Annotated in this window: 1 protein-coding gene (cut by a window edge); it reads right to left on the bottom strand. The window is 52.6% G+C overall.

What is annotated here, in order from left to right; genetic code table 11:
• A protein-coding gene (locus CWB98_RS20655; protein ID WP_171045710.1) for a non-ribosomal peptide synthase/polyketide synthase crosses the window boundary here: on the bottom strand, positions 1–14,799 show its 5' portion. It extends 12,738 nt beyond the left edge of the window; the window shows 14,799 of its 27,537 coding nt (coding positions 1–14,799); its start codon is at positions 14,797–14,799; the stop codon falls past the left edge of the window.

The following is a 14,799-nucleotide window of genomic DNA, read 5'->3' as shown; positions in this document are numbered from 1 at the left end:
ACTGTCGGTACTGATTTGCGCTTCGCGCAGTTTCAGCAGTTCAGCCCACACAGTGACCAGGAAAGTCTCTGTCGGCGTACTGGCCGGCACAATCACTTCATTCATCGTGACTGAGCTTTGCAGTTGCTCAAGCACGCGAGCCTTGTCCAGTTTACCATTGCGGGTCAGTGGCAGGCTCGCCACAAAGGCATAGCGCTCTGGCACCATGTAGGCAGGCAACTGTGTGCCCAACGTCTGAACCAGGGTGCTTTGCAGCGCTTCGTTTGCGTCACCGGACTCACATACCACAGCCGCGGCAAGCTGCTGTTGCCCCTGGCTATCGGTAAAGGTGAAACAACGTGCCTGATTGACCCCCTCGCATTGCTGCAATGCCAGGTCAATTTCATTAAGCTCGACACGGAAACCACGGATCTTAACCTGATCGTCATTGCGGCCCAGATATTCCAGCTTACCGTTACCATTGAAGCGGACCCGGTCGCCCGTATTATAGCAAGGCTGCCCGCTGGCGTGCGTATAAAAACGCTCCGCAGTTAACTCATCGCGGCCCAGATAACCCAGGGCAACCTGCGCGCCACTGACATGCAACTCACCGATGGCACCTCGCGGCACCGGCTGACCATGGGGATCCAGAATATGCAGCCCACACTGGCCCACAGGGAGACCAATAAAGGCAAAACCGGGCTGGCTAAAGTCGTCGACAAACTCAGCACAGGCCACATGGGTCTCTGTCGGGCCATAATGGTTCCAGAGCTTGCTGGGGTAGCGGGTAAACAGCGCCGCAATGGCCTCTGAGATATACAAGGCTTCACCGGCAACAATGATCTCATCCGGCACCGCATCATAGTCGTTACCGTTCACTTCTTCAGCCAGGATTTGAAGTACCGCTGGTGGACAGAACAAACGCTCGATTTTGCGTGCACTCAGTAGCTGAGGCAGCTGCGCCAGATTGTCTTTTTCCTCTTCGCTGATCAGTACCAGCGGACTGTGTGTGAACCAACTGGTGATCAGTTCCTGCACTGACACGTCAAAGGTAAGAGGCGTAAACTGCAAAGTTCGCTTCGCATCAGTGAGCCCATGCGTGCTTTGCTGGGCAACCGCCAGATGGCATAGAGTACGGTGCGTTTGCACCACCCCTTTAGGCTCACCGGTTGTCCCTGAGGTATAAATCACATAGGCCGCGTCGTCACCCTGAATGGGTTCTTCACTGCGATAGACGCTGTCGTCCAGCCCCTTCAGTTGCGACTGTAGCGCCGGCCAGGTGAGTGCCAGGCAGTTTAATTCAAGCGTGTCGATTAGCTCTGCGAGGCTGGCGTCGCCTCGGGTATCAATCACATGCTCAACGCCACTTTGCTGCAGAATATAGCGCAGACGCTGCTCTGGCAGTTTAGGGTCCAGAGGCAGATACGCTGCGCCCAATTGTAGCAGGGCCGCAATGGCCAGATAACTGGCAGGTGTACGCGCATAAGTCAGCGCCACAATCTGGTGTTGCCTGACCCCTTGCTGTGCCAGTAAACGCGCCAGCTGGCTGGATTGAGCCACGAACTCACCATAAGTTAGCTGTACCTCGCTTGATTCCAGTGCCAGGGCATCAGGCTGAGTTTGCGCACTTAACCGTAAGACATCGGCAACAGACTGAGGCAAGTGCGCCACGTCTGCAGCGTCACAGGCGTCCTCAGCGTTCAGCGGCAAAGACAGTAGCTGTACATCTGGTGTTGCCAAAGCTTGTTCACATAAAGCCACAAACGCCTGTGCCAGTGATTCTATGGTCGTTTTGTGGAATAAGTCACTGTTGTACTCCCAATCGAGGCGGATCTGTCCCGCTTGCTCAACCACCGACAGTGTCAGGTCAAATTTACTCTGATCAAAGTTAACCGGGTGCTCGCGCAGCTCTACCCCATCCAGTAACCAGGCACTATTGTGCTGACTCTGAACCACTAGCAAGATCTGGAACAGAGGGTTATACCGATTGTGACGTGCCTCTTGCAAATCAGCCACCAGGGTTTCAAAAGACACGCTTTGATTATCAAACGCAGCCAGCGCAGTGTCGCGGCTTTGTGCCAGCAATTGTGCAAATGACATAGACAGATCTGTGTCCATACGCAGGACCAGTGTGTTAGCAAAGAAGCCCAACATGCGCTGTGTTTCCAGCTGTTCACGATTGGCCACTGGCGTGCCGATAACAATATCGCGACTGCCACTGAACTTACTCAATAGTGCACTGAGTAAGCCATGCATCGCCATAAAGGTACTGACCCCCTGACGTTCACAATAGGCTTTCAATGCCTCGCTGCATTGCTCGCCAAGTTGATTGAACACCACCTGACCACTGTGGGTCATTTCCTGAGGACGCGGCTTATCCAGCGGCAACTCATGCACAGGCGGTAATTGTGCCAGTTGCTGATGCCAGTAGGCCCGCTGCGCTGCCAGGTTGTCAGGGTGACGACCCTGATGTTCCCACAGTGCATAATCGGCATATTGCAGCGCCAGAGGGTTCAAGCAATCGCCGTCTCCTTTGTGACGATACAGCGCATCCAGTTCGGCAATGAATATCTCCATGCCCGAACCATCCATCGCCACATGATGGAAGTTGAGTAACAGGGTGTAATGTTCACCACCGCGGATAAAGGTATGAGCACGCAGCAGCACGTCCTGCTCTAAATCAAATGGGGTCACCGCCAACTGCTCAAGCAGACCGGCAAATTCCTCTGTACTGTATTCGCTGGCATCGAGCACTTGTGGCTCAAATGCACTGACCTCCTGGATATACTGGTAAGGCCCCAGCTCATCCTGACGCAAGCAGGTGCGCAGCACTTCATGACGCTCGACCAGCGCCGTCAATGCCTGTGTCAGCGCAGTTAAATCAAGCGCGCCATGATAATCAAATGCGAAGGGCATGTTGTACTGAGCACTGCGCCCTTCCATCTGGTCAACCAACCACAACCGCTGCTGCGCATCGCTTAACGGCAAACGCTCCGGGCGCGGCGCCTTCACCAAAGGCTGATCCTGAGGCAGTTGCTGTTGTGACGTCAGCGCACGCGCCAGTGCCCGAATGGTCGGCATTTTAAACACATCAGATACGTTCAATGTACACGGCTGGGTTTGCTTCACCCGGGCAACCAGTTTGCTCGCCGCCAGAGAGTGACCACCCAACGCAAAGAAGTTAGCCTCAACGCTTATCTGGCCAACATCCAGTGTAAGAATTTCAGCCCACAGCGTTTGCAGCTGCGACTCCAGATATGTTGCCGGCGCCTCATAATACGCCTGCTCGACACTGATCGCAGGCAGTGCCCGCAGATTAATTTTTCCGCTTACGGCATACGGCACCTGCTCAATCTGAACATAGTAACTTGGCTGCATATAGTCAGGCAGGGCTTGCTGTGCCAGTGCCTGCAAACGCGCCGTAATGTCCTGCTCGCTCAATGTGCCTGCCGCGACAAAGTAGGCAACCAGGTGCGCGCCCTGAACCGTTAATATTACTTGAGCCACAGCCTCGCTGTGACTAAGTACGGTTTCAATCTCGCCCAGTTCGATACGGAATCCACGCAATTTGACCTGCTGATCGATACGACCAAAGAACTCCAGATTGCCATTATGATCCCAGCGCACTAAATCGCCACTGCGATACAGTGAACCAGTACCAAATGGATTGCTAATAAAGGCTTTTTCACTCTGTGCCGGATTGTTGAGATATCCCTCGGCAACACCCGCACCAGCAATATACAGCTCCCCTTTGGCTCCAATCGGAACACAACGCTGCTGAGCGTCCAGCACGTACAGCTGGGTATTGGCTATCGGACCGCCCAAATGAGGATGGGTGCCGGTGACCTCAGTCTGAGTTACTTCGACGGTTGTTTCCGTCGGACCATAGGCATTGAAGAACACGCGACCATGTTGCTCACTGTAGTCACTGAGCTGGCACCAGAGTTTACGATTCAGCGCTTCACCGCCAAGCATCAGCGATGGCACCGGTTGCTCATGACACTCCAGCATTTGCTCCGCAAAAGAAGGCGTGGCAAAGCTGTAGTTAATATCGTGAGCCTGACAGAACTGCATAAAGGCGTAAGGGTCACGGCCCGTTTCATGATCAGCAATAACCAGGCACCCGCCAAATGCCACTATGGCCAGGCCAAACATAGATGCATCAAACACTAAAGGAGCACGCCAGCCCCAGCGCACCGTGGTTATATCTACCGTTGCAAAGGTCCGTTGTGTCCAGCTTGTCAGTAGATGCGCCAGGTTTTGCTGACTGATACACACGCCTTTGGGCTCGCCGGTAGAGCCAGACGTAAAGAGCAGATAGGCCATCTGTGCATATTGCTCTGGTGTTCGGTAATCGCAATCAGATGGGATAGTTTGCAGGCTGACAATTTCGGCAATTCCCTCAAATACCTGCCCTGCATCCAGGTGCTGAACAAGGAGCAGACGGATCTGTGCCTGTTCAGCTATTTTCTCCACCCGGGCACGAGGATAATCCAGCGCCAGCGGCACAAAAGTCGCGCCACACAGCTGGGTCGCATAAATAGCCACGAGCGCATCCGCGCTGCGCGGCAATAATAGTCCCAGATTATCACCAGGCTGGACACCCAGAGATTGTAAATACCCTGCCAACTGTCTGGCGCGCGTGTGTAGCTGACTGTATGTCAGCGTCAACTCGCCTTCTTCAATGACGATATGATCAGGGCTTTGGACAACACGCGCTTCAAGCATAGTGCGTAAATCCGCCTCGTACTGGCATGGCGCTCCTTGCCCCAGTGTCTCAATGGCACGCCGCTGAGTGTTATCAACCAGTGCGGGTAATGATTCGAATGGCGTACCGCTGTGAGCCAGTAAGTTGCTGAGTCCATCGCTCAGACAAGTCAGCAGAGCGTGTGCCGTTGGCGTCTCAAAAATGTCTGTACTGAAGTCAATTTCCAGCAGAATATCGCCATTTTGCTGCTCTGTTGCATTGAGCGTCAGATCAAATTTAGCGAAACTGTTTGGCTCTTCCAGCGTTTCACAGCCAAGATCTCCCAGAGAAATAGCCGCACTATGTTCAGCCGTCAGATAGCTGAACATAATCTGGAACAACGGATGAAGGTGTGCAACCCGCTCCGGATTTAAGGTTTCTACCAGTGTCTCAAACGGGAAGGCCTGATGTTCATAAGCGCTCAGGAAGGTGCTATTTTGCGCTTTGACCAGGTCGATAAAACTGAGCTGAGGAGACACCTGCGCGCGCAACACAACACTATTTACAAAATAGCCAATCATGTGTTCACAGCTCGCCTGCTGACGGTTTGCCATTGGCGTCCCCATCACAATATCCTGTTCACCACTGAACAGCGACAAAACCCAGGAGAAAGCACTCTGCAACACCACAAATGGGGTGGTTTGTTGTTGCTGAGCAAACTCGCGGATTGCACTCACCTGCTCCTTGGGAATGCGTCTGCTCAGTGTCTGCGCACGATAACTGGCATCAACCGGGCGCGGTTTATCCAGTGCCAGCTCATGATGCAGTGGTAAGTCTGCCAGCTGCTGTTGCCAGTACTTCGCCAGCTTATCCATATGAACGGGATCTTCGAACCGTGCTTGCTGCCAGCGTGCGTAGTCATGGTACAGAGGCAGTTCAGACTCATCAGTGTGCCCAGTGCGATAAAAGTGATCCAGCTGCTCCAGGATCAATCCCATGGACCAGCCGTCTGCTGCGATATGATGAATACACAGCGCCAGAACGTACTCTTGTGCACTTAAGGTGATCAATTTCGCGCGCAGCAGCAGCGGACTTTGCGGCGTCAGCCCCTCATGAAGTTGCGCAAAACTGTTCGCCAGTGCCGTGTCGCGTTGCTCTGTCTCACACTCTGACAGGTCATCAAACGTTAGTAGGCTATCAGGCTGGGCATTAAGTTTTGCCATCAGTTCATTATCTTGCTGAACCACTGAGGTTCTCAGTACCGGATTGTGCTCAAGTAAAGCACATAAGGCTCGGTCCAGACGTTCAGGATCCGGACAAGTTTCAAAGCGCAGATAAAGCGGGATATAGTAACCGGCCTGGTCGTCACTCATCTCACAGGCCAGCCACATCTGGCGCTGTGCCATAGACAGCACAGGTTCATCCCTGTCTGAGCGCTCAATTTCGATACTGTGAGTAATCTGCGTGTGCTGCGCAACCATCCCAGCCTGGGCCTGAACGCTTGCATACTTAAAGACACTCGCCAGTGACCAGTCGCCCCCAAACGCCCCATTGATCAACGTGATCAGCTTAGCTGCCAGCAAGGAGTGCCCGCCCAGCGCAAAGAAATTGGCCGTTGTACTGATTTCATCAGCCTTGCGTCCCAATACCTGACCCCACAGCTCAACCAATTGTTGCTCTGTTTCATTAGCCGGCCCCTGGTAGGCCTGCTCAACGATATTTGGTGCGGGTAACCTGCGTTTATCTACTTTTCCGTTTACAGTCAATGGCATTTCATCAAGCAAAATACACTGTGAAGGCACCATATAATCCGGCAACTTTTCGCTCAGATGTTGTGTCAGTTGACGAGTAAGATCGCCTGTCGCTGTTTCAGATGCCGTATAGTAGGCAACCAGATGCTGTTCAACAACCTGCACGCAAGCTTGTTTTACCAGGCCGCTATTGCTCATCAAACGGGTGATCTCTCCCAATTCAATGCGCAAACCGCGCAGTTTAATTTGGTCATCCGCCCGCCCCATATAGGTCAGACGACGAGCCTCATCCCAGCGTACCAGATCTCCACTGCGGTATAGTTTTCCCGCACCAAACGGGTTGTTCAGGAAACTATCCCGGGTTTGCTGGTCACGATTCAGATAACCCTGAGATACCCCGCTACCTGCGATGTAAAGTTCGCCTTTCGCACCAAATGGTTGCAGACGTTGATACGGATCGAGCACATATAGCTGGGTGCTGGCTACGGTTTGTCCCAGGTGCGTTGTGTTGCCAGTTACCTCAGTACAGGTCACATAAACCGTTGTTTCCGTTGGTCCATAAACGTTATAAGCCCGGTGCCCCTGCTCACGCAGAGCGACCAGTTGTGACCAAAGGGGTTGCTCAAGCGCCTCTCCACCTAACACAAGATCCGGGATAGGCTTATCCTGTGGCCAGGCATCGAGCATCAGCTGAGCAAACGAGGGAGTTGCAAAGGTCAGATTGATACCCTGTTGCTGAACAAACGCCGCGTATTTAATTGGATCCCGGCTGGTTTCTCTGTCGCACACCCATAACTGTCCGCCCAGCGCCAGAGCCGCAAGGCCAACCACCGAAGCATCAAATACCAGTGGCGCACGCCAGCCCCAGCACACGTCACTGACATCACGGCCATTAAGCACAGTATCTTGCATCACTCCGATAAAATGAGCCAGGTTGCCATGGCTTACCTGCACCCCTTTCGGTTCACCGGTTGAACCAGATGTAAATAATATATACGCGGTATCTTGCGCACAGATATCTACGCTCCGATAGCGATTACGGTCGGCACTGAGGGTTTTCAGCTGATGGACCACCCGCTCACCCTGATACAGTGCTTGCAACGACTCACAACTGATTATAAAACGCACATCAGCCTGCTGACAGATGTTGTCTATCCGCTCAGTCGGATAGCTTTCATCCAACGGGATATAGACGCCGCCACACAGATGAATGGCCTGTAGCAATGCCACCAGCTGAATATCTTTGGGTAACAACAATGCCAGCGCATCACCCGGCTTTACACCCCGCTGCTGTAGACCCGCAGCATACTGTCTGGCTTGATGATCCAGCTCGGCATAACTCAGCTGAGCATACGCATCATGCACAGCAATGTGCGCCGGACGAGCAGCGGCTAATTCTGACAAGCGCTGTGGCATGAGTACCGACTGCACAGCTTGCTCAGACCCGTGACCCAGCTGCTCACGCTGGACTGTAACTTGCTCCGGTGCCAGTAAATCAAGTGCATTGAGTGGCTCAGAAGGCGCAGCGCAACATACCGAGATAATATGCACGAACTGAGACAACATGCTGTTTATCATTGCCTCACTGAACAGACTCGTGGCGTAATCCACTTCGATACTCAACGCTCCAGAGTCGCGCTCTATGATATTCAGTGACAGATCAAACTTAGCGGCGCTTTGCTCAGGGGGCAGTGTACTCACCTGGACACCCGGCAAGGCAAAAGAAGTCAGACGTTCATCACTGGATAAATAATTGAACATGATCTGGAAAAGCGGATGACGACCATGTACACGTTGCGGCTGTAAGAGCTCAACCAGCTGTTCAAAAGGCAGTTCCTGATGTTCATACGCATCGAGGATCATGGCTTTTTGTCGGACCAGCATAGTGCTAAAGCTATTCGTCCAGTCTACCTCGCTGCGCAGCACCACAGAATTGACGAAATAGCCAATCAATGACTGAGCTTCTTCATGACGACGATTCGCCATAGGCGTACCCATTACCACGTCCTGCTCGGCGCCAAATTGCGCCAGCAATAACGCAAATGCGCTCTGCAATGTCACAAACGAGGTAACATCATGAGCGCCCGAAAAAGCTTTCAGCTGCTGGTTTTGCTTTTCATCAAGTGTCACCCGGCAGGTATGCGCGGTATGCAGGTTCTCCTCAGACTCACCATCTACAGGCAAACTGTGTAAACTCGGCAAATCGACAAGCTGTGTCTGCCAGTATGTACGCAACGACGGCAGCACCTCTTGCTCAGCAAAGTGCTCACGCTGCCAACGTGCAAAGTCGCTGTATTGTAATGCCACATCATCCTGTGCTGTGGGGTCAATATACAAAGCGGATAATTCATTCCCCAACAACTCGACAGACCAGCCATCCGCTGCGATATGATGGCACCATAATCTCAGTTCATACTGCTCAGTGCCCAGCGTAAACAAGACAGCATGCAGCATAAGGTCACTTTCAGGTGTCAGGCTAGTTGCCACTTGCTCTGTCACTTTGGCAATGGCCTCTTGCTGCTGCGCGGTAGTGTACTCACGCAAGTCAACCTGACTCAAAACACTGTCCGGTACCGGATTTACCCGAGCAGCAATACCCTGCCCGGCGCGCTCAATGGAAGTGCGCAACACGGTATGACGAGTGAGCAGGCTAACCAGAGCAGTATCAAGTCGGGTAGCATCAACTGAGCCGTGCAATGCCAGATGTAATGGCAGCAAATAGCCAGCCTGATTGTCGCTCATTTCACAGGCCAGCCACATCTGTTGCTGCGCAAATGACAGCACGACGTCTGCATTGGGATCAAATTGTATCTCACTGCGTGTTGCGCTCTCGCCATCCTGAGGCGCTGGTAACAGGGCTGCCAGTGCAGCAATGTTTGGATTGGCAAACAGCTGTGTCATTGTCAGCGGATAGCCAAACACCTTCTTAATCATACTGATCAGCTTAGTTGCCAGTAAGGAGTGGCCACCCAGCGTAAAGAAGTTACCGTGCACACTGATCTGCGAGGCTTCCAGTGTTAATACTTCTGCCCACACTTCGCTGAGTTTCACCTCAGCACTTGTGCTCGGTGCAACATACTCATCCGTGCTACTCACCTGAGGAAGCGGCAATGCTTTTTTGTTGACCTTACCATTCACGGTCAACGGCAGCTGAGGTATGAAAACAAAGTGGGTCGGTATCATATAGGCCGGGAGCTGCGCATTCAGGTTAACCTGTAAAGCGCGCTGCACCTCAGCATGTGCGCCCTCCGCGACATCCCCCACTGCCACATAAGCAACCAGCTGCTGGCGGTGTGCAGTCACAAACGCTTGTTGTACGGCCTCATGCTGAGCAATAACAGATTCGACTTCACCGGGCTCAATTCGATAGCCTCGCAGTTTTAATTGCGTATCTGCACGTCCCTGGAAAGTGAGCTGTCCTTGTGTATTCCAGCGCCCAAGGTCACCTGTTTTATAAACCAAACCCGGACCGTAGGGGTCGTCAATGAATTTTTCCGCGGTCAATGCCGGCTGGTCAAGATAACCAGCCGTAACCCCACTACCTGCAACCCATATTTCGCCAATCGCGCCACGGGGTAACAAGCTGCCACAATCATCGACCAGATAAACCTGCGCATTGCTTGCAACCTTGCCGATACTTGGTAAAGCTGATGAGCTGATATCACAGCTTGTCGCGTGTACTGTGATTTCAGTTGGGCCATAATAGTTGATAATGTTCAACCCGGTTTGAGCAGCAATCTGATTGAGGCGCGCCCACAGTGACGGTGAAATCGACTCCCCGCCCATCCCCAGGTTTGGCATCTGTGCAGCATCTGGCCATTGCTCGATAAATAGCTCACAGAATGAAGGCGTAACACAACAGTGAGTGAGTTGATGCTGACGACAAAACTCAGCATAACGCTCTGGATCCTGGCAGGTTGCTTCGTCTGCCAACACCACAGTCGCACCAGAGGCAACAGCGCCTAATCCCAGCATGGAGCCATCAAAGACAAACGCCAGGCGCCAACCCCATCTTACGTTGCAAGGATCATGCGCCGAGAATGTATCCGTATCATTGGTGGTTAAAAAGTAAGTTAAGTTACGCTGGGTGACGATAACCCCTTTGGGCGTGCCTGTTGAACCGGACGTAAACAGCATATAGGCCGTATCTTGTGGATGGTTGATTACCGGTTGGCAACTCACCCCCTGTGCAATCGCTACCCGTACATCGATAAATTCACACGCCAATTCTGGTGCCTTGTCAACTTCCGACACACTCAGCAAGCAATGGATACCAGCCTGGCTGGCGATATTATTAACCCGTTCGACTGGGAAGTGAGTATCAACAGGGACGAACGCCGCGCCACACAAATGGCAGGCATACACAGCGACAATATACTCGACACAGCGAGGCATCATCACAGCAACGGCATCACCTTGCTCCACCCCGTTACTTTGCAAGTAACCAGCCAATGCATGAGCCTGTTGTGCCAGCTCCCGGTAACTGAGAGAACGATTGTCGTCAATTAGCGCCGGGCGGCCGTCACATTGTTCACTAAGGCGGTTCAAGCGTTGCACAAAGGACTCACCCAGCTCACATTCTTCTCCTTTACCAAGTGTCAGCAATGCTTCTCGGGCAGACTGAGCAGGGACGTTGGTCAACTGATGTAGGGGTTGGCTGGAATTGGTTAGCCAGTGGTTCAGGGCCTCACAGAATTGCGACAGGATTGACTCTGCAGTCGTGCTATCGAACAAAGCACTATTGTAATAGAGGCTGGTTGTGAGCTCATCATCCATGCTTTGCCAGATATCCAGGGTTAGATCAAACTTCGCCTGCGTGTCTTGCTCAGTCAACACCCGGGCTTCAACCTCACCCAATACAAAGCGTTCACGATGCGGGTTCTTACCCAGAAAGTTAAATAGAATCTGAAAAATCGGGTGAACGTGTTCCTGACGTGGCGGGTTAAGCGTATCGACCAAATGAGAAAATGGAAACGCCTGGTGCGCCATCGCCGCCATGATAGTGTCGTGCTGACTGGCGATAAACTGAGCCAGCGTGTGCTGACGATTGACCTGACTGCGAATTGCCACCGGATTAACAAAATAGCCGACCATATCCTGAGTTGCGCGCTGTTGACGATTCGCCATGGGCGACCCAATCACGACGTCTTCTTCACGGCTAAACAGGCTTACCACCAGCGCAAACATACTCTGCAATACCACAAATTCAGAGGTGCCGTGGCGCTTGGCAAATTCAGCCAATTGCTGCCCGACAGCCTGCGGGAGTACAACTCGTGCCATACCTGCCGCGGGTGATTGCGCCTCATTGAGTGACAAATGACTGCGCGGCTTGTCCAGGGCAATACCATGCAGAACCGGCAACGACTCTAACTGCGTCTGCCAATATTGGCTCATGGCTTGCGCCTGTTCACTGCCCTCCCAGTATTGCTTTTGCCAGCGAGCATAATCCCCATAACCTGCCCGCTCACCAGGCTCAACCGCATGCTGATAAAACTCACTCAGTTGCTGGCACAGTAAATTGACCGACCAGTCATCAACTGCGATGTGATGAAACACACAGCATAAAAGGTGACGCTGCTCAGACACGCTAATCAAACAGGCGTTCACCATCAGCGAACTGGCTGGTGTCAGTCCGCGGCCCAACTCAGCACGGACCTGCGCAATGCGCTGTGACTGCTGTGCCTCATCCAGCTGGCTCAGTTCAATGTGTTGCAATGGCAGCTGCGTAGTGTCTGCGAGCTGAGGCTGCAACTGGCCGTCTTCGTCCATCACCAGGCGAGTGCGTAAGATTGGGTTATGTGCCAGCCAAAGATCCAATGCAGCTTGCAAACGCGGGATCTCCAGCGGGCCGCTAAGCGACAGTGTCAGAGGCACTAAATAGCTGTGTTGTCCATTTTCCTCCAAGCCTTCGTGCTGACTGGCCAGCCACATCTGTTGCTGCGCAAAGGATACCACCGGACCAGCTGCTGCATCAGGTTGCATCGAGATGGCGGGCAATGGGTTCGCTTCCTTTGCCAATGACGCAGTGTCGAGCTCAATGTAGTTTGCCAAATCCATTATGGTGGGATGAGTAAGCAAGGTTTGAAACTCAAGGTCTACCATCAACTGTTCGCTAATGGCGCCGAGTATACGCAGACCAATCAGGGAGTGTCCGCCCAGCGCAAAAAAGTGTGCAGCACAACTGAGCGCCTCTTCAGGCAATTCAAATGCCTGCGCCCAGATCTTCCTAAGCTGTGTTTGTAATGGCGACTGAGGTTCAACGATTTCACTGGCCACCGGTTCAGGCAAGCGATGATCTCGCAGTGCACGACGATTGACCTTTCCATTGGGCAGCAGAGGTAATTCACTCAGGGCGACAAACTGGTTTGGTACCATATGCCCGGGCAGACGAGATGCGGCAAATTCACTGAGTTCCTCGCCAGTGGGCGTCTCTCCCTGCGCAACATAGAAGGCAACCAGCTGTTGACTCTGTCCTCGTACAACATCAACCACCGCAATGCTTCTGATCTGATCATGACGCGCCAGTTGACTGTCAATCTCGCCCAACTCGACACGAAAGCCCCGCACTTTTACCTGTTCATCGGCACGTCCCAGGAAATAGAACTCACCTTCGGGGCCTTGTCTGACTAAATCACCACTGCGGTACCAGCGCAGGCCGCGATATTGAATAAACTTACTGCGGTTTTCTGCTTCGCGATTCAGATAACCTGAGCTCAGACAGGGTCCTGCCAACAACAATTCACCAACGGCCCCGGGAGGCTGTTCATGACCCTCATTATCAACCACCAACGCAATTCTGGGCCCACATAACTTACCAATGGGAATACTGGCCCGAGACAAATCAGCCGGTGTTACCTGGTGCCAGGTGGAGGTAATGGTTGCTTCAGTGGGTCCATAGGCATTAAATAATCGACAGCGTGAGAAAAGCGCCAACTCTTCCCAGCGACGGACAATCTGAGGGTTCAGGGTTTCTCCGCCCAGTACTAAGGTATGTAATTGGGTTTGCTGCCAAAAAGCCTCTTCATTCGCTTGCTCACTGAGCAATTCAGCGACCAGTGCCGGTGGCAGGTCGGTACAAGTGATCTGATGATGCAACAGGTAATCGGTCAGCTCCTGATGGCGCCATAACCGCTCCCCCTTAATATGCACAGCAGCGCCGGCACATAGTCCCACCCATATCTGCTCCAGCGCGGTATCTACGTTCAAAGACGCAAATGACAATACGGCATCCTTATCTGACAACGCCAAATGCTCAGACATGGCATGAATGTGCGCAGCAAAAGCATCATGGCTTATTGGCACGCCTTTAGGTAAACCGGTCGATCCAGAGGTATAGATAATATAAGCAGACAAACTGGTGTCTATCTCGGGTGGGTGCCAGACCTTGTTATGTGTTTGTGCCATCAGAACATCATACCGATAGCTTTTCATACCATCGAGTGCACCTTTATGCTCATTGGCGGCATCTGTGAGCACACATTTAAGGTCTGCATCCGTCATAATATGTGCAAGCCTTTGTGCCGGATAACCTGGGTCAAGCGGTACAAAAGTGGCGCCTAAGCGCCATAACGCGAGCTGTGCCACCAGAGCAGCCACTGAGCCGGGCAGCATGACACCTACCCGAGTACCCGGGTCAACCTGCTCAGCAAGTTGTGCTGCCAGATGACAGGAGCGAGTCACCAAAGTGCGATAATCGATTTGCTCATCACTGTCACACACAGCAAGGGCCAGGGGAGCATGTTCAGAAACTTGGTCGAGTACATCGACAATGCTTTGAGGTGTTTGCGCAACCGTGGGAGACAAGGTCTCATGATAATAAGCCAACGCGTTAAGAGACTGATTTGGGTCAATCGCGACCTCTGTAACCACAAAGGTTAGCCAGTCTGCAAGCGTCTCCACGGTTTGACGGTCTATCTGCCCGGCATCATAAAACCACTCAAGGTGTGTCTCAGATGCCATGTTTAACAGCAAAGTAAATGACATATTTTCCATGCCTGCTTTGGCAGACTCCGCCACAAGGAAAACCGGTAACAGCGCATCTGTATTCTCTGTCGCGCCTGTTGGCACCGGAAGTGCGCTTGTTGTCTGTGCACACACATACTCATGCCATTGCTGCACAGTCATCATGGGGTCAAGGTGTAAGTCACATACATGTTCGGTATTACTTGCTGAATTAGCGTCAGCATTATCTACATATCGCATCCTCGCTGGTGACATCTGATAATATCTGGCATACACCAGTGCGAAGCAGCTAAACAACATCTGCGCTTTGTCTGTATTCAGCCTGGTTGCTGCCTGGATCACTGTTGCAGCATCTAGGCTGGATTGAGCCAAACTGGTTATTTCCTTAGCCATGCCTGGATTAGCTCTGTCGACAATCAC

This window comes from Pseudoalteromonas rubra (assembly GCF_005887115.1).
Taxonomy (GTDB): domain Bacteria; phylum Pseudomonadota; class Gammaproteobacteria; order Enterobacterales; family Alteromonadaceae; genus Pseudoalteromonas; species Pseudoalteromonas rubra_F.
The sequence above is the reverse complement of the archived record's forward strand: the minus strand, read 5'-3'. Positions and strand labels throughout refer to the sequence as shown.